We start from the raw sequence: 22,915 nt of genomic DNA on the forward strand, positions 1-22,915 counted from the left end.
TGCCCTTTGCCCTTGTGGGCGAGGAGTTCTTCCGCAGGTGGCAGCGGCGGTCAGCCACGTCAGGGGCGCGGGGACGTCCCCCTAGCAGGTCACCGGCCTGCGGTCGGCAGTGCACCGCAACCGTAACGGCGCTGAACCGTAAAGTAAGAAGCCCGCACAGCAAGGAGCCCTCATGCCGCACGACGACGCCCCCGCGTACCCCGTTGGGCTGCGGCTCGCCGGCAGGCGGGTCGTGGTGATCGGCGGTGGCCAGGTCGCTCAGCGGCGGCTTCCCGCACTGGTCTCCGCGGGAGCCGACATCGTGCTGGTGTCACCGTCGGCCACCGCTTCGGTCGAGGCGATGGTGACGGCGGGCGAGTTGCGGTGGGAGCGCCGCAAGTACCGTGCGGGCGACCTCGCGGGCGCCTGGTACGCGCTGATCGCGAGCACGGACGAGGCGGCCAACGCCGCGGCGGGCGCGGAGGCGGAAGAGCGCCGGGTGTGGTGCGTACGCAGCGACGACGCGGACGCGGCGACCGCGTGGACCCCGGCGACCGGCCGGACCGAGGGCGTGACCGTGGCGGTGCTGACCGGCCAGGACCCGCGGCGCTCGGCGGCGGTACGTGACGCGGTGGTCGCGGGGCTGCGGGACGGCACGCTGGTGGCGCCGTACCACCGGGCCCGCACCGCCGGGGTCGCCCTGGTGGGCGGCGGCCCGGGGGACCCGGACCTGATCACGGTGCGCGGCCGCCGGCTCCTCGCGGAGGCCGACGTGGTGGTGGCCGACCGGCTCGGCCCGCGCGACCTGCTCGACGAACTCGGCCCGCACGTCGAGGTGATCGACGCGGCGAAGATCCCGTACGGCCGGGCGATGGCGCAGGAGGCGATCAACGCGGCCCTGGTCGAGCACGCGAAGGCGGGCAAGGCCGTGGTCCGGCTCAAGGGCGGCGACCCGTACGTGTTCGGGCGCGGCATGGAGGAGGCGGAGGCGCTGGCCCGGGAGGGCATCCCGGTGACGGTGGTGCCCGGCATCTCCAGCGCGATCAGCGTGCCGGCCGCCGCCGGTATCCCGGTCACCCACCGGGGAGTGGCCCACGAGTTCACCGTGGTCAGCGGGCACGTCGCGCCGGAAGACCCGCGCTCGCTGGTGGACTGGGCGGCGCTGGCGAAACTGCGCGGCACCCTGGTGCTGCTGATGGCGGTGGAGCGGATCGAGCCGATCGCGGCGGCCCTGGTCGCGCAGGGCCGGTCGGCCGACACCCCGGTCGCTGTCGTCCAGGAGGGCACCACTGCCGCGCAGCGCCGGGTGGACGCCACGCTCGGCACGGTCGGCCGCCGGGTCGCCGAGGAGGGGGTGCGGCCGCCGGCGGTGATCGTGATCGGCGATGTGGTGGCCGTGGGCGGGGCGGTCGCCGATGCGGCGCGGGCGGCGGGGGCTTCGGGGCCCGCCGCGGACCCGATCGGGGGAGCGCGTGGCGGGGCGGGGAGCACAGCGGGTGGCGTAACGGGTGGCGTACCAGGTGGGGAAGCCGCTGGGGGAGTTGCTGGGGGAGTTGCTGGGGGAGCTGCTGGGGGAGCGCGTGGCTGAACCGGTCGCCGTCGAGGACCCCGCCGACCCGCGCCTGGCCGACTACACCTCCCTCACCGACGTCGAACTGCGCCGCCGCCGCGAACCCGCCGAAGGGCTGTTCATCGCCGAGGGCGAGAAGGTGATCCGGCGCGCCCTGGCCGCCGGCTACCCGATGCGCTCGATGCTGCTCTCCCCGAAGTGGCTCGGCCCGATGCGCGACGTGATCGACGCGGCGACCGCCCCGGTGTACGAAGTGACACCCGCGCTCGCCGAAGAGGTCACCGGCTACCACGTGCACCGCGGCGCGCTCGCTTCGATGGCCCGTACCCCGCTGCCCTCCGTGGACGCGCTGCTGGCCGGGCTCGGCCCCGGCCCGCGCCGGGTCGCCGTCTTCGAGGACACCGTCGACCACGCCAACCTCGGTGCCGGGTTCCGCTCCGCCGCCGCGCTCGGCGTGGACGCGGTCCTGCTCAGCCCGCGCTGCGCCGACCCGTTCTACCGGCGCGCGGTCAAGGTCTCCATGGGTGCGGTCTTCTCCGTGCCGTGGACCCGGCTCGACGACTGGCCACACGACCTCGAACTCCTGCGCGCCCACGGCTTCCTGCTCGCCGCCCTCTGCCTCGCCGACGACGCGATACCGCTCGACGCGCTCGCGGCCCGCCGCCCGCCCCGGCTCGCCCTCCTGCTCGGCACCGAGGGCGATGGCCTCACCCCCGCGGCCCTCCGCGCCGCCGACACCCGCGTCACCATCCCCATGGCCGCGGGCGTCGACTCCCTCAACGTAGCCGCCGCCTCCGCGGTCGCCTTCTACACCACCCGCACCTGATCCCCGGGTGCCGCAGTGTTGTTGGGGTGACTACGGCGCCGTGGTCGGCCCGGTCGGGACGGGGCGCGGGGTGGTCTTCGTCGGTTGGTAGAGGTCCACCGAGTCGCCCGGAGCGTACGTGGCCAGGATGTTCTTCTGGTCCTTCCCGAGCTTGGCGCAACCGCTGTACAGGTCCATGAAGCCGCCCGCCGGGACGTCGGACATTCGCTCCTGGATCAGCAGTTGCAGTTGCATGCCGTCCTTGTTCGCCACGTAGCCCGTTGTCTTGGACATGGTGGCGCTCTCGGTCGGACTCGGCTGCACCTTGTCGAGCCCGATCTTCCATCCCTGCGGGGCCAGCGCGGTCCGGAACTGAGCCAGGAGTTGGGCCGCGGTCATCGAGCCGTCCTTGGCGTTGAGCTCGTTCTCCACTTTGTAGACGGCTAGCTTCGGTTTGTCGGCTGAGCACTTGACGAACTTGCCGTTACCGACCGACACGTCGACCGTCGAGGGTAGTGCGGCGTTGACCTTCCAGTACGTCTTCGCCAGCGAGGACCGTATGGACTGGGGGCTGCGCGATGGGCCGGAACCGCCCCCGCACGCGCTCACCGCGAAGGTGAGGGCGACCGCCGGCAGTGCGGCCCAAGTGGCGGCGCGGCCACGGAGTTTCATACCTGCTCAGCTTCCTGTGATGGCCGCGACACGTCCGTGGTCGCGCTGGAGGAACATCGCGTGTGCGGTGCCCGGGCGAGGGCGGCTCGCGGGTCAGCCCATCCGGCCGGCGAGCACGCGGCGTTCGCTGTCGGCCTCGGCCTGGGTGACTTCCTTGGGGTGGGCGGCCAGTTCGCGGCTGACGTACTCGGCGAAGCCGTTGGCCTGCGTGGTGACGTCGTTGGCCGCCCCGGCCAGGTCGCTCGCCCAGGCGCGTGCGGTGGCGCCCACCCACACGTCGCCCTTGCCGCCGGCCATCCGCTTGTCGGCGTCCTTCAGCGAGCCGTTGACGGTCGCGAGGTCCTTCTGGACCTCGGTGTGCAGGTCGCTGAGTGCCTGCCACATGGGGCTGGGCACCTTCTTGTCTGCCATGGCGCTGCTTCCTCCCGTTGGTGGTGCGTGGGGTGGTGGTGTGGTTGGTTGTTAGGCGTTCGGCGGTCCGTCCGGTGGGCTGCCGGTCCATGAAGTGGCCGCACCTTGCAAGTGCGGCCTGCCGGTTCGTCAGAGGGCGGGGCTGGGGAAGCCAGTCGGAACGGGCTGCGGAGTTCCGGGTCGCGGATCGTACGTGTCGAAGCTGTTTCCGTTGGCGTACTGGGAGAGCAGCTTCTTCTGGGCTTTTCCGTACTTCTTGCACGCGCTGAGCACGTCGAAATAACCAGCGGCTGACTTCCCCTTGCTCGCCTCATGGAAGGTGAGCTCGATGGTGAAGTCCCCCTTGTGAGCGGCCCAGCCGTACAGCTTCTCCTTCTTGGCATCTGGCATGCTCTTCGTGGGGATGGACCGTGTGGCGAAGGTCCACCCCAGCGGCTTCAGCCCGTTCTCCACACCTGACACCAACTGGGCCATCGTCAGCTTGTTCTCAGGGTCGAGGTAATCGGCGAGGTCGTACTTCACGGCTCCCTTGCCGTTCTTCTCGTCCTCGGAGCAGGCGACGAAGTTGCCACTCCCCTCGGGCGTGTCGAGGTGTAGTGAGGTCGGCATCATGCTGCGGACCTTCCAGTACACCATGGCCGTTGAGGATCGGACCTCTTTCGCCTGCTTCGTGCCCTCCGAGCTGCTGATTCCGCCGCCGCACCCGCTCACCGCGAAGGTGAGGGCGACGGCGGGCAGTGCGGCCCAAGTGGTGGCGCGGCCACGGAGTTTCATACCTGCTCAGCTTCCTGTGATGGCTGCGACACGTCCGTGGTCGCGCTGGAGGAACATCGAGTACATGGCTTTGGATGTGGTGGGGTCCTTCAGCCATTCGTTGTACGCCTGTTTCTGTCCGGCATTGGCATTCGGAACCAACTGCCCGCTGCTCGTCAGGAACGGCTTCCCACCGGAGTACGTCTGAGCGTACTGCTTCGGATTTCCGACATCGGGGTTGTCGACATAGGCGTGTGAGGCTGCTTCCATCCACTCGTGCTGCCACTTCACCTTTGAGGGTGCAGGGCCCAAGTCGGCGGGGCTGGTCTTCACCATCGAGTCGGTGAACGTAGTGAGTACGTAGCCGATGGACGCCTTGGATATAATCTTGACGGCGTCGCCCGGCTCGAAGGCGACTTCGACACCCGTCTCGATCGTCTTGTTGAGTCGTTCGGTGACGGTTTCCTGCCAGTCCTCAGCTGTCTTGTCGCCAGCGGCTTGCTTCTCCTGGAAGACCTTCGTTGCCTCGAAGCTAAAGGTGCCATCGATAAGTCCGGCGGCCTGCTCGACCTCCGGATTGTGCGGGTCGCCGTCGGCGAGTAGATCTGTCTGCTCGGAACTGTACGCCAGTAGCGCAGCTGTAGATGAGGGGTCTTGCATCGCCTCGTGCATGAACCCCTCCCATTCCTCAGCTTTGAGGTTCACATGCCCCTTTCCCTGATCGACCGGCGCCGGGTCGGTAAGAGAAGATTCAAGGTCGGAGAAGTAGAATTTGATGTCGTCGGCGAATACCTGCTGGATCTCCGGATGGGTGTGGTCGTCCGGGTGATTGGAGTAGTACTTGGCGAGATTCGTCGTGTTGTCGGCGGCCATGTTCGGATCCGAGCCGGGGCCGGGCATTGTGCCGGCCCTGAGTACTGCGGCGAAGTCCTTCGCGTTCGGATTGATCAGCCCGCCACGGTGCTCGGAATCCGACTGCATGAAGGTGGGCAGGATTTTGATGTTGTCGTGCACGAACTGAGTGGCTGCCTTGGGGTCGGCGGCCAGCGCCTTCCACACCTGGTCGGAGTACACGGTGTTGCCCGGGAGGAGCGCCTGGGTGCCCAGGTCGGTCAGGACGTCGGCGGGGAAGTTCGCCTCGGTGACCAACGGGGCGAGGAAGTCGATGTCCTCGTGGCCCGCGGAGTCCTTGTACTGCATGCCGCCCCGCATGGAGGTGGCCACGAAGTTGGCGAACACGGAGCGTCCGGCGTCCGGATTGTCGCTGTCCAACTGGCTGGAGTACGGCTCCAGCTCGGCCAGCCGCGCTTGCCCGAGTTCCTTGCAGGAAGCGGCCGCGAAGTCCGGGTCGTCCTCGTTCTGCTGCATGAGCTGCAGGTACTGCTGGGCGGTGATGTCACCGTCCTTGTACTTCTTTGCGGCATCCTTGCCGGCCTTCTGCGCGGCTTCCTGGGTCTTGTACTTCCCGAGGTCGCCCGAGCCCGCCGTGACCATGCCCGAGGCGCCGAAGTCGCTCTCCTCCTTGGCCTCGGCTGCCGCGAGACTGTGCCGACGCCGCAACATCGGCAACTGGTCCTGGGCCCACGAGAAGTGCTTGTTGATCGTGTTGAGCCGGGTGGCGTCGAGACCGATCCTGCCCGCCTGACTCAGCCAACTCGCCACCAGCGGAGCCCCGCTGCCGTTGCCGTCCCAACTGGTCCTGTTCTTGATCGAGTTGATCATGTTCCAGAGTTGCTGCGGCTCAATCCCACTGAAGTCGCCATCTCCGTCCGGCTGAACCATGGGACCCCTCCCCCTGTCGGCCACGCAGGGCCGACACGTAACCAATACCGCGTGTCATCTTGCCAGCGCGCGGCGTGATTATCACACATCGGCGTGTTGTGGCCTTGGGGCGGGGTGGGACCAACGGGCTGGAGTGGCAGGTGGTACGGCAACCGGCCCCGGGCGGGGGGTCAGTTGGGCGGGGGGAGTTCGACCAGGGTGGCGAGGGTGGCGCGGTGGCGGCCCGGGGTGCCCAGTGCGATCTCGTCGGCCTTCGCCCGCTTGAGATAGAGGTGCGCGGGGTGCTCCCAGGTCATCCCGATCCCGCCGTGCAACTGCACCGCCTCCTCGGCCGCGTGCACCGCGACGCCGGCCGCGTAGGACTGGGCGACGGCCACGGCCACCGGCGCGTCGGGGGAGCCGGTCGCGAGCGCGTCGGCCGCGGCCCGCGCCGCCGCCCGTGCGGAGACGACCTCCAGCCACAGGTCGGCCAGCCGGTGCTTGAGCGACTGGAACGAGCCCACCACCCGCCCGAACTGGTGCCGCTGCCCGAGGTAGCGGACCGTCTCGTCGAGGCACCACTGCGCCACCCCCAGCTGTTCCGAGGCGAGCAGGCCCGCAGCGGTCAGCAGGGCCGCGTCCAGTGCGGCGGGCGCGTCGGCGGAGGGCAGCGGGCGCGCGGTGCTGCCGGCGAAGGACACGTCCGCGAGCGGTCGGGTGAGGTCCAGCGAACTGAACGGCTCGACCCCGACCGAGGCGTCCGCCGCGGCCACTTCGTACAGCCCCGGGCCGTCCGGGCCGACCGCGGGCACCACCAGCACGCCCGCGCCGGGAGTGTCCGCGACGCTGGTCACCCGCCCGGTCAGCCGGCCCTCGGCGTCGGCCCGTACGGTCGCGGGGAAGTCGCCACCGGGTGCCGCCGACAGCGGTACGGCCAGGGCCGCGGTCGTGGTGCCCGCGGCCAGTCGCCCCAGCAGGCCGGCGACCGCCTCGTCCGCGAGGTCGCAGCGCAGCAGTGCCGAGGTGGCCAGCACCGCGCTGCCGAGGAACGGTGTCGGGACCACCGCGCCGCCCAACTCCTCCAGTACGACGGCCACTTCGCGCGCGGTCGCGCCCTGGCCGCCCTGTTCCTCGGGCACCAGCAGTCCGGCGAGGCCGAGTTCGGCCGCGAGCAGCCGCCACAGCTCGGGGTCGTACGGCTGCTCGCCCTCCACCCGGGTGAGCACCGCGCCGGGCGGGCAGCGGTCGGCGAGCAGGTCGCGCACCGCGGCGCGCAGGTCGTCCTCGACGTCGGAGTAGAGCAGGTCCGGGGCCGCGGGGCGGACTTGGGCCGCGGGATGGGCCTGGGCCGCGGGGTGGGCCTGGGAACGGTCGGCGGGCTGGGTCGGCGCGGTCATCGGGGCAGGTCCTTCCAGGCGGCGTCCTTGTCGGTACGGGGTTCCGCGGGCAGCTCCAGCACCCGCTCGGCGATGATGTTGCGCAGGATCTCCGAGGTGCCGCCCTCGATGGAGTTGCCCTTCGCCCGCAGATAGCGGTAGCCCGCGTCGCGGCCGTAGAAGTCGACGCTGCGTGGGCGGACCATCGTCCAGTCGCCGTAGCGCAGGCCGTCCTCGCCGAGGAGTTCGACCTCCAGGCCGCTGATCCGCTGGTTGAGCCGGGCGAAGGCGAGCTTCAGGCCGGCGCCCTCCGGCCCGGGCGAGCCGACCGCGAGCTGCTGCCGGACCCGCTCCGCGGACAGCCGCGCCACCTCCGCGTCGACCCACGCGGACAGCAGCCGGTCGTGCAGCTCGGGGGTACGCAGCTCCGGCCGCTCCCGCCAGGTGGCCGCGGCAGCCGCGACCATGCCCGCCTCGCGCGGCAGCACCCGGCCGCCGATCGCGACCCGCTCGTTCATCAAGGTGGCCTGAGCGACCCGCCAGCCGTCGCCGATCGCGCCGAGCCGGTGCGCGTCGGGTATGCGCACCCCGGTCAGGAAGACCTCGTTGAACTCCGCCTCGCCGGTGAGCTGCCGCAGCGGCCTGACCTCCACGCCCGGGTCGGTCATGTCGCACACGAAGTACGTGATGCCCTGGTGCTTGGGCACGTCCGGGTCGGTACGGGCGATGAGGATCGCCCAGCGCGCGGTGTGGGCGCTGGACGTCCAGACCTTCTGGCCGTCCACGATCCAGTCGCCGCCGGGTTCGCGGACCGCCCGGGTGCGCAGCCCCGCCAGGTCCGAGCCGGCGCCCGGCTCGGAGAACAGCTGGCACCACGGCTCCTCGCCGGTCCACAACGGGCGCAGGAAGCGCTGCTTCTGCTCCTCGGTGCCGTAGCGGAGGATGGTCGGCGCGGCCATGCCCAGGCCGATGCCGATGCGGCGCGGGTCGTTGTCGGGCGCGTCGGCCGCGGCGAGTTCCGCGTCCACCACGGGCTGGAGCGAGCGCGGGGCGCCGAGGCCGCCCAGGCCCCGCGGGAAGTGCACCCACGCCAGGCCCGCGTCGAACCGGGCCCGCAGGAACTCCTCGGGGGAGACGGCTCCCGGTGGGTGCGCGGCCAGCAGCTCCCGCACCCGTCCGCGCAGCTCCGCCGCGTCCACGGCGCCGTCCTCCCCGCCGTGCTCCGCCTCCCGGCCCTTCGCCATCGCGCTGCCGCCCTTCCCGTCTTCCCGGCCACCCACGTCTCTAAGCAAGCGCTTGTTAACGTAGCGGACATCCGCGCTCGTGCCTAGGGCTGTTCGAACCATGGCTGTTCGAACCCCCGGCACGACCTGACCGATGCTCCCCCCGGAGCCACCCCGGTGCCACCCGGCCGGTGCTACTCCGGTGCTGCCCGAGGCCGCTACCCGGCCGGCCTCGCTCCGAGCAACTCGCGGAACCCCCGCGCCAGCCTGCCCGTAACGCGCCGGCATCGTGGCGAACTCCAGCGGCATCTCCCGCGCGTGGCGGTCGCGCATCTGCTCGGGGGCCAGCCGCTGGTGGACCACGCGCCGGCCGGTGGCCTCGGTGACGATCGCGGTGTTGTTGTCATAGCCGAGCGCCCCCGGGCCGGTGAGGACGAGATCGGTGTTCGGGGCGTGCGCGTCGGCCAGGGCGCGCACGGCGACGGCCGCGATGTCCCCGGCATCGACGAAGCCGCCCCGCCCCGGCCCGGCCCGCCGCCTCACCACCCGCCCCCTGAGCCGCCCGCGCACCCGCAAGGACCGCCAGGGACAGTCCCGTCATGCGCGCAACCCCATGGGGCGGTCGGTTGAACGCGGGCCGGAAGGGGCAGCCCCCTTGGGGGCGCGGGGAACTGCGCGCGCAACCGCATGGCGCGGTCGGTTGAACGCGGGCCGGAAGGGGCACGCACCCCTTGGGGGCGCGGGGAACTGCGCGCGCAACCACGTGCGGCGGTGGGCTGACGGCGGACCGGAAGGGGCACCCCTTGGGGGCGCGGGGAACTGCGCGCGCAACCACGTGCGGCGGTGGGCTGACGGCGGGCCGCAAGGGGCACCCCCTGGGGGCGCGGGGAACTGCGCGCGCAACCGCGTGCGGCGGTCGGCTGACGGCGGGCCGCAAGGGGCACCCCCTGGGGGCGCGTGGGGGTACCACCCAGGCGAACCTCTGGGGGAGAGCGGAGCGCCGACCCACCCACCGGGCGGCACCCGGGAGCGAAACACGGCGCACCGCGGCGCGACCCTGCGGCTCAACTCGGGGAGCGCTATGCCGCCTGAAGCACCGCGATGCACACAGCCGCGATCAGCGTGACGATCACGAACACGAACACCCGTTGACGGAGCAGCCGCCGCCGGGATTCGGGAGCACCGGGCCTGCGCTGCGCGGGGGTCCGGTTCGCGGGGGTCCGCGTCCCCGTCGTCCGCCCCGTGGGAGTCCCCTGCGCCCGCGCCGCGGGCGTCCGCGCGGCGGGGGTCCGCGCCGGAGTCCTCGCCGGGGTCCGCTGCGCCCCCCGCCCCGCCCGCTCAGCTCGCTCGACCCGCTCGCTTCCTCCGCCGCCGGTCGAACCCCCCGCCGTACGCCCCCCGTTGGAGACCGCCGCGCCCCGCTCCGTCCGCTGCTGCGCGTACTCCTCGGCGCGCCGCCCGGTGGGGCGCTCCGGTCGCGGCGGCCGGACCGTCGCCAGCCCCCGCGCCTCCCGCGTCGCGATCTCCGACAGCCGCTCGGAGAGCTGCACGGTGCTCGGCCGCTCCTCCGGGTCCTTCGCGAGACACGCGTACACCAGCGGCGCGAGCGCGTCGGGCACCCCGACGAGATCGGGCTCCTCGTGCACCACCCGGTAGAGCATCACCTCGGAGCTGCCCTGCCCGAACGGCGAGTCCGCGGTCGCCGCGTACGCCAGCGTCGCCCCGAACGCGAACACGTCCGTGGCCGGCGTGACCGCCGCGCCCCGCACCTGCTCGGGCGCGAGGAATCCGGGCGAGCCGACCGCCGTCCCGACGTGGGTCAGGGTGCTCGCCCCGGTCGCCCAGGCGATCCCGAAGTCGATGATCCGCGGGCCCTTGGGCGACAGCAGGATGTTCGACGGCTTCAGGTCGCGGTGCACGACGCCGGCCTCGTGCACGGCCACCAGACCCTCCGCGAGCGCCGACCCGATCGCGGCGACCTCGGCGGCCGGCAGGATGCCGCCCTCCGCGACCTTGTCGTGCAGCGACGGCCCGGGGACGTACTGCGTGGCGAACCAGGGCCGTTCGGCCTCCAGGTCCGCGGCGACCAGCCGGGCGGTGCAGCCGCCCCTGATCCGCCGCGCCGCCGACACCTCACGGGCGAACCGGGACCGGAACTCCTGGTCCTCGGCCAGCTCCGGCCTGATCACCTTCAGCGCCACCCGCTGCCCGCGCTTGTCCGCGCCCAGGTACACCACACCCATGCCGCCCGCGCCCAGCCGCCGATGCAGCCGGAACGAGCCGACGACCCGCGGGTCCTCGCGCCGGAGCCGCATCATCGCCATGTCTGTCCGTCCCCTACCTCCGGTGGTGGGGGAGAGGGCCCCACTCCGCGTCGCTGGCCGGTCGGCCGCCCACAGCTTACGTACTCAAGTCCCGCCGCGCGTTGATGCCTCGCAGGCGACGGGCCGTGAATTGTCAGTGCCTGGTGGCATTCTGAGGGGACGGGAGATGACGCGGGACGCGGACGCCGGCCGGGAGAGGCGGTCGGGCGGCAGGTCGCGGCACTCCCGGGGAAGTCGCCAACGGGCAGTCCACCAAGGGGGAGTGACGCCGTGAAAGGTGATCGTGTGGAGATAGTCGTCGACGCGGGTGACACCACCCGCACCTATGAGGTGACCGCGACCCGCGCAGGCCGCAGGGTCGAGACCGCGGTGCGGCGCGGGGTCGTGGAGGTGAGCGAGGTCACCCGCAGTGGCACCGCGGTGCGCACCGCCCGTTTCATGGCCACGCGCGTGCTCGCGCTCGTCGAGCACCCCGTGCCCCGCGAGGACCCGGTCCCCGGGCCCGCCGCGCCCGTGCCCGCCCGGCCACCCGCGCCCTGATCAGCCACGGACGGCCTCCGGGACACCCCTGAGGCGGCCATGGCCGACGTCCACCCTGGGGAGTATGCGACGGATGGGACGTCATCCTCCGGGAGGCCGGAAAGGGGTCCGGAGGCATGACGACCCGGGCGGCCACGGCCCATAGATTTGAGGTCAAGCGGCGGGCGACGTACTCGTCCCCCGAGGTCAAGCGTCCGCCGCCCAGACGTGAACAACACGGATTCGATCACCGCCGCACCCTGCGGCGGGGTCGCGCAGACGTCGTCCGTGATCGGCCTGTTGAGGCGTCACACCACGCTTCAGGCCCGGAAGAGCGGTCCGGGTCGGGGATCACCGGTCTCAACCCCGTGGGGACGGGGGTAGGGCGGACGGCAGCGGTTGCCCGGGTATCAGCCGATACCCGGGCACAGCGCTGTTTCCGGGCCGCGTCAACCCACGGACGTGTCGGTTCGCGGACGCGCCCGCCCACCACCGCGCCCGCTCACGACCGCGCCCGCCCACGGCTACTTCGGCCCACGGCTACTTCGGCCCATGCGAAAGGGCCGGAGACGCTTTCGTCTCCGGCCCTCGCCGAGTGTGGACGATACTGGGATTGAACCAGTGACCTCTTCCGTGTCAGGGAAGCGCTCTCCCGCTGAGCTAATCGTCCGGGATGGTGCCGCGCAAGATACTGCGGTGGTGCTGGTGCTGCTGCTGGTGATTCAGGTGATACCGATGGCGCGTGCGCGATACTGGGATTGAACCAGTGACCTCTTCCGTGTCAGGGAAGCGCTCTCCCGCTGAGCTAATCGCGCGGGGGTCCAGCAAGGTGCGGCAAAGGCCCCGGTCGGGGGCCAGTGGACGATACTGGGATTGAACCAGTGACCTCTTCCGTGTCAGGGAAGCGCTCTCCCGCTGAGCTAATCGTCCTTGGAGGTGGAGACGGGATTTGAACCCGTGTAGACGGCTTTGCAGGCCGTTGCCTCGCCTCTCGGCCACTCCACCAACAGCAGGGGTTCGGGTGATCCCCCACATCGAGCGGACGACGAGATTCGAACTCGCGACCCTCACCTTGGCAAGGTGATGCTCTACCAACTGAGCCACGTCCGCAGGTGCCGCCACCGTAGACTGCTCGGCGACGAGTTGAACTCTAGCGGATTCCCGGTCCAGCTCAAAAACCGGTTTCCGCAGCGTGCCGGGCCAATGACAAGCTGTTGACGGCGAAGCGGCCCGCTCCGGCCGGCCGACGACCCCTTCGGCACCTCGCCCGGCACCCCGCTCACCTGCGCGGTCCGGTCCGCCTCCGGTACTCCGCCCGACCCCCAGGAATCCCCGTGCGCGACCCCTCCGCCCTGCCCCCGATAGCCCGGTTCGGCTCGCTCGTCGCCTCCGACCTCCGCGATGTCACCGACGACGTGGCCGCGCTGGACTCCGCGGGTTTCTGGGCGGTCGCGGCCGACTTCGACGGCCGTACGGTCTGTGCCCGGTTCGGCGACGTACGTCAGCAGCCGCGGCCCGCGCCACCGCCCGGCGCCACCCCGGCCACCGTCGCCGCGGACGTCGGCTGGCGCGGCCCCGACCCGCGCGCCTGGACCTCCTCGATGGACCAGGCGGCATACGAGGACGGCGTCCGCGAGATCCGGGCCAGGATCGCGACCGGCGAGGTCTACCAGGTCAACCTCTGCCGGGTGCTGACCGCGCCCCTGCCCGCGGGCCCCGCCACCCGCTCCGGCCCGGGCGCCCCTCCCGACGCTGACGCCGACATCGACGCGCTCGGCGCCGTCCTCGCACACGGCAACCCCGCCCCGTACGCCGGCACGATCCGGCTGCCCGCGCACGGCGTCGAGATCGCGACCGCGTCCCCCGAACTGTTCCTGCGCCGCCGCGGCTCCACCGTCGAGTCCGGCCCGATCAAGGGCACCGCCCGCACCGCCGCGGACTTCCTCACCAAGGACCACGCGGAGAACGTGATGATCGTCGACCTGGTCCGCAACGACCTCGGCCGGATCTGCGCCACCGGCACGGTCACCGTGCCGGCCCTGTGCGCGGTCGAGCCGCACCCCGGCCTGGTGCACCTGGTCTCCACCGTCCGGGGCGAGCTGCGCCCCGACGCCGGCTGGCCGCAGCTGTTCGCCGCCGTGTTCCCGCCCGGTTCGGTCACCGGCGCCCCCAAGTCCAGCGCGCTGCGGGTCATCTCCGAGCTGGAGACCGCCCCGCGCGGCCCGTACTGCGGCGCGATCGGCTGGGTCGACGCCGACCGGCGCACGGCCGAACTCGCCGTCGGCATCCGCACGTTCTGGATCGACCGGAGCCCGCCGGGCGGCCCTGTGCTGCGCTTCGGCGCCGGCGCCGGGATCACCTGGGGCTCCGACCCGCACGGCGAGTGGGCCGAGACCGCATTGAAGGCCGCGCGGCTGCTGGCGGTAGCGTCGGGAGAGTACCCCGGTGAGCGCGAGGCCCCGGCGGAGCGCGAAGGGTACGCAGGGAACGAACAGGCGGCCCCGGGTTCGGGCGCCGCGCGCGGCGGTGAAAGGACAGTACGGTGAGGATCTGGGTGGACGGCGGGCTGCGCGACGCGGCCGACGCCACGGTGTCCGTGCTCGACCACGGCCTGACGGTCGGCGACGGCGTCTTCGAGACCCTCAAGGCCGAGCACGGCCGGGCCTTCGCGACCACCCGCCACCTGGACCGGCTGGCCCGCTCCGCGAGCGGCCTCGGCCTGCCCGAGCCCGACCTCGACGAGGTGGCCCGCGCCTGCGAGGCGGTGCTCGCCGCCAACCCGATGCCGCTGGGCCGGCTGCGCGTCACCTACACCGGCGGCCCCTCCCCGCTCGGCTCCGACCGCGGCGACGCGGGTGCCACCCTCGTGGTCGCCCTCGGCACCGCGAGCCCCCGCCCCGACACCACCGCCACGGTCACCGTGCCCTGGACCCGTAACGAGAAGGGCGCGCTGACCGGACTGAAGACCACCTCCTACGGGGAGAACGTGGTCGCGCTGGCCCGCGCGCACGCCGCCGGCGCTTCCGAGGCGCTGTTCGCCAACACCCAGGGGCAGTTGTGCGAGGGCACCGGCTCCAACGTGTTCGTGGTGATCGGCGGCCGGCTGCTCACCCCGCCGCTGGAGTCGGGCTGCCTGGCCGGCATCACCCGCGCGCTCGTCGCGGACTGGGCCGGCGCCGAGGAGGCCGAACTGCCGCTCGGCGCCCTCGCGGAGGCCGACGAGGTGTTCCTGACCTCCACCCTGCGCGACGTCCAGGCGGTGCACCGCGTCGACGACCGTACGCTCTCCGGCGCTCCCGGGCCGGTCACCGCCAAGGCCATGCGGGTCTTCGCCGAGCGCGCCGCCGCCGACCCCAACCCGTAGGAGCGCCCGCTGTGACCACCACCCTGCGCCCGACCCGGCCGGTGCGTACCGAGGACGACGGCACCCGCTCCGCCACCTACGCCGTGTGCGTCAACAGCCGCCCCGTCGGCGCCATCGCGATCGGCACCGACCGGCGCTACGGACCGACCGTCGGCCGGATCAACGCGCTGACGATCGACGAGCCCGACCGGCACCGCGGCCGCGGCACCGTGGCCGCGCTCGCCGCCGAGGAGGTGCTGCGGCAGTGGGGCTGCACCCGGGTGGAGACCACGGCCGGCGCGGGCATGCCGTACGCCCTGCGGATGGCCGCGGCCCTCGGCTACACCGAGCGCAACCGCGGCATGCTGCTCGCCCTGCCGGAACCGCCGCCCGGCGGCCACCACGCGCTGCCGCCCGGCACCGCCCTGCGCCTGATGCGCGAGGACGAGTACGGCGGCTGGCGCGCGCACGAACGCGACGGCTACATCGCCGCCCTCACCGCCTCGGGCGTCCCGCGCGAGCAGGCGGCGACGGAGGAGGCCGCCGGCTTCGACCGCGCCTTCCCCGACGGCCTGGCCACCCCCGGCAGCACGGTCCTCGTCCTCGAACTGGACGGCGCCCCCGCCGGCCACCTCGCCTGGATACGGCTGGCCGACCCGTCGTGGGTGGCCTCCGTCGAGGTCGCCCGGGAGCACCGCGGCCGCGGCTACGGCCGCGCCCTCATGCACGTGGCGGAGGACCTCACCCGCGACGCCGGCGCCACCTCGCTCGGGCTGAACGTCTTCGCCGCGAACACCACCGCGGTCCGCCTCTACACGTCCCTCGGCTACCGCCCGACCGACCACCACTTCAGCAAGCCCCTCCTCTGAGGACACGAAAGCCGGCGGCGGCGAACGGCCGCCGCGAGTCTTGCCGTATACGACCGGCGTACCCGAGCGTCGTATACGATGGGCGGATACGAAAACGGGCCCGCCACCGGGGAGTTGGGGTGGCGGGCCGAGGTGCCGGCGCGGCGGCGCACGGTGCCGGGCAGGGCCGGGCCACCGGTCAGGTCAGGTCAGGCCAGCAGGCGGTCCGCGGTCTCCTCGATCCGTTCGCGCAGCCCTTCCTGGGTCTTGGAACCGTCGAGCAGTTCGTCGCCGATCACGTACGTCGGTGTGCCGGTCACGCCGATCGCCTTGCCCTCGGCGACGTCGGCGTCCACCACCAGCAGATGCCGGCCGTCGATGAGCGCGGTGTCCACCTCGTCGGCGTCCAGGCCGAGTTCGGCCGCCGTCTCGACCAGCACCGGCTCGCCGCGGTCGGCCAGTTCTGCCGTCCGCGCGAGCACCGCCTCGGCGTACGCCTGGCCCTTCCCCTGCGCGTGCGCCTCCTCGTACGCCTGCGCCGCCGCCTGCGCGTGCTGGTGCTTGGCCAGCGGGAAGTGCCGGAACCGGATGTCGAGCGCGGCGCCGTACCGCTCGCGCAGCGCCCGCAGGTCGGCCATGGCGGTGTGGCAGTCCGGGCACTGCAGCTCGCACCAGACGTCGAGCACAACAGGGGTGGAGGTGTCGGTCATACCGCCAGTCTCCCACCGCTCCGGAGGGCCGCGCGCCGGGCTCCGCCTCCCCCTCACGACCTACCGCTCACGGAGGAGGCCACCCCGATTTGCCCCCCAGATTCCACGGAACCCGGCGCCTCGTCGTGGCCGCCGGGGGCCCGGGCGAGGCAGGATGGGGGAGACCACTCTCGCGGGGCCCGGCCGGACCCCCGGGCCGACCCGCAGCCGCAGGAGCCGCCGGATGCTGACCGACACGCTGTGCGCCGCCCTGTCCGCGGGCGGCCTGGCCATCGCGATCGTGACCGCCTACCGCCGCAGGTTCCTGGCCGCGACCAGGATCGCCGCGGTCTCGCTGCTGCCGGTCGGCCTGGCGCTGGCCGGTCTGGTCACCCTCGGCCGCAAGGTCGGCACCGCCACCGGCGACTGGGCCGTCGACCTGGTCTTCAAGCCGACGGTGTGGCTCGGCTTCGGCGTCATCGCCTGCTCCGCGGCGCTCTTCGGCATCACACGGCTGGTCTCCGGCCGCCGCCGGCGGCGCGGCGGTGGCGCCGACTCAGCCGGCGCCCCGGCCGGGCCCGCGGCCGTGGCCGGCGCCCCCGGCCCCGCGGCCGAGCCGGCCCCCGCGCTCAACGCGGGCAAGCGGCGCTCGCGCGCCTCGGCGGACAGCGGCCTGTCGGACTTCGCGGACATCGAGGAGATCTTGAAGCGGCGCGGGATCTGAGCCGACCCGGGGCCCTCCGCGCAAGTCGGTCCCGGCATCCGAGACGCAGGTAAACACCCTTGTAAAGTCCGCGTGTTGGGCGGCGCGGGATGCTGCGCTGCGCGATCATCGCGGTGTGCTGCCCACCCCCGGGGACGTCATCGCCCCTCCGCGGCCGGACCGTGCCGAACTGCCCGTTTCCGCCCTCGCCGCCCTCGTCACCCTCACCGCCGTCGGCTGCGCGCGACCGCTGCTCGCCGTCAGGCCCGTCCCCGTACTTCCCGCCCCGCCGGTGCGCGCGGCGCTGCCTCCCGCGCCGCCGCGTCCGGTACTCCCGGTGCAACCGGTTGGACCGGTTGCACCCGGCCGACCTGTCCACCCCGGTTTCCCGGTGCGGCCCGGACTGCCCGGCTCGCCCGGGGTGTCAGGGGTGTCGGGCCCGTCGGGCCTGTCCGGAGCGCCGGCCCTGCCCGCCGCTCCCGCCGTCCCCGAGAAGGCGCTCACCGGGCGTGCGGCCCGGCGCGCGGCCCTGCGCCGGGGCGAGTTCGTCGAGCCGCAGGGGTGCTTGTACGCCCTGTCGCAGCCGCCGCTGATGCTGTTCCTGTGCGTGATCGGGGGGCTGCTCGGTGTGGGCGCCGGGTGGGACCTGCTCGTTCTGTAGCCGGGCGGGTCGAGTCGGGGCCGGGCCGGGGCCGAGCGGGGCCGGGACGAGTCGGGGTCGGGCCGGGCCGCGGGCGGGGGTCGGGCGCCCGGCCGCGGGTCAGGTCCCCGCGCCGTCCGAGCCGACGGGCCGTGCCGTCCCCGCGTGCTCGGCGGCGGGCCCGGCGGATTGCCCGGCGCGGTCCGTCCGCGGCCCGTGGCCGCCGTCCGGGCCCGCGTCCCCGGTTTCCTCCGCCTCGCGCCTGCGGGCCCGGTACGCGGCGACGTGCAGCCGGTTCCCGCAGGTGCGGCTGTCGCAGTAGCGGCGGGAGCGGTTGCGGGACAGGTCCACGAAGGCGCGGCGGCAGGCCGGTGCGTCGCAGCGGCGCAGCCGCTCCCGCTCGCCGGTCAGCACCAGGAAGGCGATCGCCATCCCGCAGTCCGCGGCGACGTGGGTGGCCAGGGAGGCACCCGGCGAGAAGTAGTGCATATGCCAGTCGTAGCCGTCGTGGTCGGTGAGCCGGGGGGTGGTGCCCGCCTCGGCGATCATCTCGTTGAGCACGGCGACGGCGCTGGGGTCGTCGGGGGCGGCGAACACCTGGGTGAACCGGGCGCGGACCGCGTGGACGGCCCCGATGTCCTCGTGGTCGAGGCGGGCGACGTCGCTGACCTTGTGCCGCTCGACGAAGGCCCGCAGGCGGGCGACATCGCCCAGGCCCTCACGCCCCTCGATCTGCGGCGCGGAGTTGACCAGGTCCACCACGCAGTCGAGCGCGCACCTGGTGTCGTGGTTGATGAGCACGGGATTCGCTCCTGCCGGCGTGTCTGGCGGCTGAGTCCCGGTGACTCTAGCGCGGGAGCCGCCGCCGTGGGGGTCTGCTCCCACGGCGGCGGCTCCGTTGCCTGCGGCGTCGGACCGCTGGTGGTGGTCCGACGCGGCCCGTGGTCCGGGCGTCCCCCCGAGTAGGACGGCCGCGGACGGTATGGGATACGGGGATCAGCTCTCCGCGAGGATGTGCGAGAGCTCCGTATCCAGATCGAAATGGCGGTGCTCGGTGCCCGGTGGGACCGCGGCGTCCGTCCGCTTCAGGAAGGACTCCAGGGCCCGCGCCGGGGCTTCGAGCAGGGCTTCGCCCTCGGGGGAGCTGAGGGCGATGCACACGACGCCCTGACCGTGGCTGCGGGACGGCCAGACTCGGACGTCGCCGGTGCCGGTGGGGCGGTGCAGCCCCTCGGCGAGCAGGTCGCGGGCGAACACCCATTCGACCGTCTCTTCGGCTCCGGTGTGGAAGGTGGCGTGCACGGCATACGGATCGGCCGTGTCGTACCGCAAGCCCGCGGGTACAGGCAGTGAGGATTCGCTCGACACAACGAGGCGCAGGTGCAGCTCGCAGCTGACCGTGGTGTTCATAAGCGCCAGGGCCTTTCGCTCAGTGTGCGCTCGGGGATTCGCACGTCGGCGAAATCGACATGCCACCTGCGGCGACGTTGTAAACCCCTCTGAGGTGTTTGTGAGGCTTCTGGTACCTCGTCCGGCTTAGCGGGAAGACCCGGACGGAGCCGTTTCAGGACGGTTTGGCCAGTCGATCGAAGTGGCGCCGTCGCTGCGGAGAGTGACGGTCGTGGGGGTGCGCTGTCGGATGCGCCGTTCCGGGGGGTGGCGCTCGCGCGGCGCGCGGCTCCCGGGGTGGTCCGAAGCGGTCCGCCGGGTGCGGTAATGTTGTGCACGCGCCGGGGCGATTAGCTCAGCGGGAGAGCACTTCGTTCACACCGAAGGGGTCACTGGTTCGATCCCAGTATCGCCCACCCGGAAAAGGGTCCCGGGCCGTCCGTGAGACGGTCCGGGACCTTTTGCGTTGGACGCCCTTCGCGGCGTGCGGCGCGTTCCGGGTGCGGCGCCTTTCGCATACGGTGCCCGGCTCCCGGGGTGCCGCGTTCCCCCAACTCCGGGCGCACACTGGTGCCATGGACTGGAGCCACTACCGATTCCGTAGCTCCTGGCGGCTCGACGCGGGGCCCGACGCCGTCTACCGCGTGCTGGAACGCCCCGACCAGTACCCCGACTGGTGGCCCCAGGTCCGCGAGGTCCGGCAGACCGGCGACACCAGCGGCGTGCTGCGCTTCCGCTCCGCCCTGCCGTACGACCTCGTCGTCACCGCCCGCTCCACCCGCCACGACCCCGGGGCCCGCGTGCTCGAAGTCGCCATGACCGGGGACCTCGACGGCTGGGTGCGCTGGACCGTACGACCCGATCCCGGCGGTGCCACCCGGCTCCTCTTCGAGCAGGACGTCACGGTTCGCAAGCGCCTGATGCGGCTGCTCGCCGTGCCCTGCCGCCCGCTCTTCCGCGCCAACCACGCCGCCATGATGCGGTCCTGCCGCCGCGGCCTGCGCGCTCGCCTCTCCGCCGCCCGGCTTCCCGTTTGAACCCGCCCCGGGCCGCCCTGTATTGTTCACGTCGTCGGGGCGATTAGCTCAGCGGGAGAGCACTTCGTTCACACCGAAGGGGTCACTGGTTCGATCCCAGTATCGCCCACCAGACATGTATGACACCTCAGGGGCCGTCCGTCAGGGCGGCCCTTTCGGTTGCCCGCCGAACGCCTACCGGCGCCTGCCGGCGCCTGTTCGCACGTCCCGTCGACGGGGCCGCCGCGGACCTGGCGCGGCGCGCGAGGCAAGCGCGGCACGGAAGTTGCGGCCTGGCATCATCGTGCGGGTGAGCCGGACGAACGAGCCCCCGGACATCCCGAAGGACCGCTGGGTCTTCGGGTTGGAGGAGATCCCCGCTTTCGACAGGGGCGCCGACGAGGAGTTCCAGCGTGTCGCCTCCGCCTTCGGCACCACCGTCATCAGTGCGCCCGAAGGCACGCCTCAGGCACTGCGCTGGGCGGCGGAGGAGTTCGTCTCCCAGTGCGGGCCGGACTGGGCGGTCTCGTCGGCCCTCTTGCAGTGGCTCAGGATCGAAGCCGGCGACGAACTCCGGCTCGGGGTGGAAAGCTGCCTGCTGGAGCGGGTCTCCGACGATCGGGTCCGCCTGCACGCCCACTACAACCAGTGGGAGGAACTGGACGTCCCCATAGCGGACGTTCGGCGCATGCTCATCGACATGATGGACTTCCTCACGAAGGAGGCCCGTCACCCGCTGCCGAGTTGGCGCATCCTGCGCCTCGGGGAACGCGACCGGACGCAGCGGCGCACCGCCGAGTAGCCGTCCACCCACCGGCCCGTGACCTGGCCGACGGGGTCCACGTGGAGTTCCACCCTGCTCACAGTGCCGACGACTACGACGCTGCCGCCCACCGGGTGTTCCAAAGCGCACTGGACGCAGACATGGCGACCATGCTGCCCCATGGCGAGATCCCCCGGCCTGCCGTGGACATGCCGCCGCACCCGATGCCCGGTGACGACCCCGGCCGGGAAGGCATTCGTATCAAGCTTCTGTCCACATTACGTGTTCGGTGACGAACGCAGCGTGGTGCGGATGCCTCCGCATGGGCGATGATATGGCCACGAAACATGCATAACCGACAAGGGGAGTGCACCGTGAACAGCATTGACGAGTTACCGAGCCAGCCGCGCCCCCCGCGGCTTCTGTGGCTCGACCTGACCAGGCGCTGCCAACTCGCCTGCATCCACTGCTACAACGAGTCGGGGCCGCAGGGCGGCCATGGGACGATGAGTCGCGAGGGCTGGCTTCGTGTGCTCGACCAGGCGGCCGACTACGGGGTGCGGAACGTCCAGTTCATCGGCGGTGAGCCGACCATGCACCCCCACTTCGCCGAGTTGGTGGACCACGCCCTGAACATCGGCCTGCATGTCGAGGTGTACAGCAACCTCGTTCATGTTTCCCGGCGGTGCTGGGAGTTGTTCCAGCGCCAGGGCCTGACGCTCGCTACGTCGTACTACTCCGACCGAGCAACGGAGCATGACACGGTGACACGTCGCCCGTCGCACCGTCGCACCCGGGCCAACATCAGCCAGGCCGTCGGCCTTGGCATCTCCGTACGCGTCGGAATCGTCACGACTGAGGGCGACCGCGAGACCGACGCCGCGCGGCGCGACCTGGCCGGCTTGGGCGTGACGAGGATCAGCGTTGATCGCGTGCGTCCCTTCGGTCGGGGCGGCGAAGGCGAGGGCCAGGAAGAGGAGTTGCCGCACCTCTGCGGAGGATGCGGTGACGGTACGGCGGCCGTGGGCCCTGACGGCACTGTCTCGCCGTGTGTGTTCTCGGGGCACCTCGGTGTCGGCAACGTCGAGAAGACCGACCTCGCCGATATTCTCCGTGGGAGTGCCATGGCGGAGATCAGCGCGAAGATCCGGGCGGTCACGGTCGGTGGCGATCCGTGCGATCCCACGGAGACCGAGTGCACCCCGGGATTTCCGGGGAGTGAGTGCACCCCGAGGACCTGAAGGATGACGTGAACGACAGCCTTCCCGGAGCGGGTTTCTGGGCACTGCTCAACCCGCATACAGGGGACCTGGGCGACGTACGCCGAACGGCCCGGGGGTTCAGTTCGGACCTGACGGCCATTGTCGAGTGCGAAAAGGGGCCCTTCTTCGTCAAGGCCATGCGCAACCGTCCCGGCGGTCGCCGAGACTCCCTCATCCGGGAGGCGCTGGTCAATCCCTTCGTCGTCCCTCTCGCGCCTGCTCTGAAGTGGCAAGCGGAGAACGACGAATGGATCGTCCTCGGTTTCGAGGCGGTCGAGGCCCGGGGGGCGAAGTTCGATGTGGACTCGCCTGACCTCCGCGCGGTCGTCGGACTGCTGGGGCGGATCGGCGAACTCCCCCTGCCCGGGGTCGCCGAGGGATGGGCGGAGACGCGATGGAATCGCTTCGCCGATGACGCGGCGGATGCGGCCCTCTTCGAGGGTGGGGCCTTGCTCTACACCGACATCAATCCGAGCAACTTCATGATCGGGGAGGGGCGGACATGGGCCGTTGACTGGTCGTGGCCCACGCGGGGCGCGGCCTTCATCGACCCCGCTTGCCTGGTGGTTCAGCTCGTCGCGGCAGGGCACTCTCCGGAGGACGCGGAGGCATGGGCCGGCCGGTGCCCGGCATGGGTTGACGCCGATCGGCGCGCGATCGACGCCTTCGCATCGGCGAACCTCCGTATGTACCGGAGCTTCGCGGAGCGACGGCCTGACGCCGCATGGCTCAAGGCCATGGAGACCACGGCCCGGTCGTGGGCGGCTCACCGCGGGGCTCCGGTATGACGGACGGGCCGCGCGACCGGTCGACCATCCCCTTTCGCGCGTCATGGCGCCGTTCCAGGCCGACCCGACCGAGGTGTGTCG

22 protein-coding genes, 7 tRNA genes and 1 pseudogene are annotated in these 22,915 nt (G+C 72.2%); 15 read left to right on the forward strand and 15 right to left on the reverse strand.

Annotated elements, in window-relative coordinates:
* The first annotated feature begins 172 nt into the window (after positions 1-172).
* The gene (gene cobA / locus OG896_RS33920) at positions 173-1,567 is read left to right on the forward strand and encodes a uroporphyrinogen-III C-methyltransferase (RefSeq protein WP_329371495.1); all 1,395 of its coding nucleotides are present in this window, start codon (positions 173-175) and stop codon (positions 1,565-1,567) included.
* Positions 1,560-2,375 (forward strand): TrmH family RNA methyltransferase, encoded by an 816-nt coding sequence (locus OG896_RS33925; RefSeq protein ID WP_329371496.1) that lies wholly within the window; start codon positions 1,560-1,562, stop codon positions 2,373-2,375. The genes cobA and OG896_RS33925 overlap by 8 nt, the downstream gene beginning before the upstream one ends.
* 30 nt (positions 2,376-2,405) lie before the next feature.
* Here OG896_RS33925 and OG896_RS33930 read toward each other — a convergent pair whose 3' ends face one another.
* From OG896_RS33930 to OG896_RS33960, 7 genes are all read right to left on the reverse strand, one after another.
* The gene (locus OG896_RS33930; protein ID WP_329371498.1) at positions 2,406-3,026 is read right to left on the reverse strand and encodes a hypothetical protein; all 621 of its coding nucleotides are present in this window, start codon (positions 3,024-3,026) and stop codon (positions 2,406-2,408) included.
* Between the two features lie 93 nt (positions 3,027-3,119).
* The gene (locus tag OG896_RS33935; protein WP_329371500.1) at positions 3,120-3,437 is read right to left on the reverse strand and encodes a hypothetical protein; all 318 of its coding nucleotides are present in this window, start codon (positions 3,435-3,437) and stop codon (positions 3,120-3,122) included.
* 129 nt (positions 3,438-3,566) lie between these two features.
* Positions 3,567-4,211 (reverse strand): hypothetical protein, encoded by a 645-nt coding sequence (locus tag OG896_RS33940; protein WP_329371501.1) that lies wholly within the window; start codon positions 4,209-4,211, stop codon positions 3,567-3,569.
* A 6-nt stretch (positions 4,212-4,217) separates the two neighbouring features.
* Complete coding sequence (locus tag OG896_RS33945) at positions 4,218-5,972, reverse strand: hypothetical protein (RefSeq protein ID WP_329371503.1); 1,755 nt, start codon at positions 5,970-5,972, stop codon at positions 4,218-4,220.
* A gap of 170 nt (positions 5,973-6,142) precedes the next feature.
* On the reverse strand, positions 6,143-7,348 hold the full coding sequence (locus tag OG896_RS33950) for an acyl-CoA dehydrogenase family protein (protein ID WP_329371506.1): 1,206 nt from the start codon (positions 7,346-7,348) through the stop codon (positions 6,143-6,145).
* The gene (locus OG896_RS33955; RefSeq protein ID WP_329374439.1) at positions 7,345-8,571 is read right to left on the reverse strand and encodes an acyl-CoA dehydrogenase family protein; all 1,227 of its coding nucleotides are present in this window, start codon (positions 8,569-8,571) and stop codon (positions 7,345-7,347) included. Before OG896_RS33955 ends, OG896_RS33950 begins: the two co-directional genes overlap by 4 nt.
* A 1,058-nt stretch (positions 8,572-9,629) precedes the next feature.
* Entirely contained in the window at positions 9,630-10,874 is a 1,245-nt protein-coding gene (locus OG896_RS33960) for a serine/threonine-protein kinase (protein ID WP_329371508.1), read from the reverse strand.
* Positions 10,875-11,144: 270 nt separating this feature from the next.
* Here OG896_RS33960 and OG896_RS33965 point away from each other — a divergent pair, with 270 nt between their 5' ends.
* The gene (locus tag OG896_RS33965) at positions 11,145-11,414 is read left to right on the forward strand and encodes a hypothetical protein (RefSeq protein ID WP_329371510.1); all 270 of its coding nucleotides are present in this window, start codon (positions 11,145-11,147) and stop codon (positions 11,412-11,414) included.
* A 577-nt stretch (positions 11,415-11,991) separates the two neighbouring features.
* Here the strand turns inward: OG896_RS33965 and OG896_RS33970 are convergent.
* From OG896_RS33970 to OG896_RS33990, 5 genes are all read right to left on the reverse strand, one after another.
* Positions 11,992-12,063 (reverse strand) — tRNA-Val (locus tag OG896_RS33970).
* 73 nt (positions 12,064-12,136) lie between these two features.
* Positions 12,137-12,208: transfer RNA gene (locus OG896_RS33975), tRNA-Val, on the reverse strand.
* A 43-nt stretch (positions 12,209-12,251) separates the two neighbouring features.
* Positions 12,252-12,323 (reverse strand) — tRNA-Val (locus OG896_RS33980).
* 1 nt (position 12,324) lies between these two features.
* Positions 12,325-12,398 (reverse strand) — tRNA-Cys (locus OG896_RS33985).
* Between the two features lie 32 nt (positions 12,399-12,430).
* Positions 12,431-12,503, reverse strand: a tRNA-Gly gene (locus tag OG896_RS33990).
* Positions 12,504-12,727: 224 nt separating this feature from the next.
* Here OG896_RS33990 and OG896_RS33995 point away from each other — a divergent pair.
* The 3 genes from OG896_RS33995 to OG896_RS34005 are packed head-to-tail and all read left to right on the forward strand — an operon-like array spanning position 12,728 to position 15,605.
* Positions 12,728-13,939, forward strand: a complete 1,212-nt coding sequence (locus OG896_RS33995) for a chorismate-binding protein (protein ID WP_329371512.1) — start codon at positions 12,728-12,730, stop codon at positions 13,937-13,939.
* Positions 13,936-14,757 carry an aminotransferase class IV gene (locus OG896_RS34000; RefSeq protein ID WP_329371514.1) on the forward strand — a complete coding sequence of 274 codons (822 nt, stop codon included), beginning with the start codon at positions 13,936-13,938 and terminating at the stop codon, positions 14,755-14,757. Before OG896_RS33995 ends, OG896_RS34000 begins: the two co-directional genes overlap by 4 nt.
* Before the next feature lie 11 nt (positions 14,758-14,768).
* A complete protein-coding gene (locus tag OG896_RS34005) occupies positions 14,769-15,605 on the forward strand; it encodes a GNAT family N-acetyltransferase (protein WP_329371516.1) in 837 nt (278 codons plus the stop codon).
* Between the two features lie 188 nt (positions 15,606-15,793).
* On the opposite strand, the gene OG896_RS34010 is transcribed toward OG896_RS34005, so the two are convergent.
* Positions 15,794-16,294, reverse strand: coding sequence for a DsbA family protein (locus OG896_RS34010; RefSeq protein ID WP_329371520.1), 501 nt, complete (start codon positions 16,292-16,294; stop codon positions 15,794-15,796).
* A 223-nt stretch (positions 16,295-16,517) separates the two neighbouring features.
* On the opposite strand from OG896_RS34010, the gene OG896_RS34015 reads away from it, so the two are divergent.
* Positions 16,518-16,997, forward strand: a complete 480-nt coding sequence (locus tag OG896_RS34015) for a hypothetical protein (protein ID WP_329371522.1) — start codon at positions 16,518-16,520, stop codon at positions 16,995-16,997.
* A gap of 409 nt (positions 16,998-17,406) precedes the next feature.
* Positions 17,407-17,637 carry a hypothetical protein gene (locus tag OG896_RS34020; RefSeq protein ID WP_329371523.1) on the forward strand — a complete coding sequence of 77 codons (231 nt, stop codon included), beginning with the start codon at positions 17,407-17,409 and terminating at the stop codon, positions 17,635-17,637.
* A 231-nt stretch (positions 17,638-17,868) separates the two neighbouring features.
* On the opposite strand, the pseudogene OG896_RS34025 reads toward OG896_RS34020, so the two are convergent.
* Both OG896_RS34025 and OG896_RS34030 read right to left on the reverse strand, forming a co-directional pair.
* Positions 17,869-18,417, reverse strand: a pseudogene (locus OG896_RS34025) (CGNR zinc finger domain-containing protein); the annotation flags it as partial.
* A gap of 195 nt (positions 18,418-18,612) precedes the next feature.
* Positions 18,613-19,026 (reverse strand): SsgA family sporulation/cell division regulator, encoded by a 414-nt coding sequence (locus tag OG896_RS34030; protein ID WP_003959770.1) that lies wholly within the window; start codon positions 19,024-19,026, stop codon positions 18,613-18,615.
* Between the two features lie 323 nt (positions 19,027-19,349).
* Here OG896_RS34030 and OG896_RS34035 point away from each other — a divergent pair.
* From OG896_RS34035 to OG896_RS34065, 7 genes are all read left to right on the forward strand, one after another.
* Positions 19,350-19,421: transfer RNA gene (locus OG896_RS34035), tRNA-Val, on the forward strand.
* Between the two features lie 159 nt (positions 19,422-19,580).
* Positions 19,581-20,042, forward strand: a complete 462-nt coding sequence (locus tag OG896_RS34040) for an SRPBCC family protein (RefSeq protein ID WP_329371526.1) — start codon at positions 19,581-19,583, stop codon at positions 20,040-20,042.
* Between the two features lie 37 nt (positions 20,043-20,079).
* A tRNA-Val gene (locus OG896_RS34045) sits at positions 20,080-20,154 on the forward strand.
* A 177-nt stretch (positions 20,155-20,331) separates the two neighbouring features.
* Positions 20,332-20,823: a hypothetical protein gene (locus OG896_RS34050; protein WP_329371527.1), complete on the forward strand. Its 492-nt coding sequence runs from the start codon at positions 20,332-20,334 to the stop codon at positions 20,821-20,823.
* A 41-nt stretch (positions 20,824-20,864) separates the two neighbouring features.
* The gene (locus tag OG896_RS34055) at positions 20,865-21,077 is read left to right on the forward strand and encodes a hypothetical protein (RefSeq protein WP_329371530.1); all 213 of its coding nucleotides are present in this window, start codon (positions 20,865-20,867) and stop codon (positions 21,075-21,077) included.
* Positions 21,078-21,158: 81 nt separating this feature from the next.
* Complete coding sequence (locus tag OG896_RS34060; RefSeq protein WP_329371532.1) at positions 21,159-22,025, forward strand: radical SAM/SPASM domain-containing protein; 867 nt, start codon at positions 21,159-21,161, stop codon at positions 22,023-22,025.
* Positions 22,026-22,033: 8 nt separating this feature from the next.
* Positions 22,034-22,834 (forward strand): phosphotransferase, encoded by an 801-nt coding sequence (locus OG896_RS34065; RefSeq protein ID WP_329371534.1) that lies wholly within the window; start codon positions 22,034-22,036, stop codon positions 22,832-22,834.
* Positions 22,835-22,915: the final 81 nt, after the last annotated feature.

It is taken from the genome of Streptomyces sp. NBC_00669 (assembly GCF_036226785.1).
In the GTDB taxonomy this organism is placed as follows: Bacteria; Actinomycetota; Actinomycetes; order Streptomycetales; family Streptomycetaceae; genus Actinacidiphila.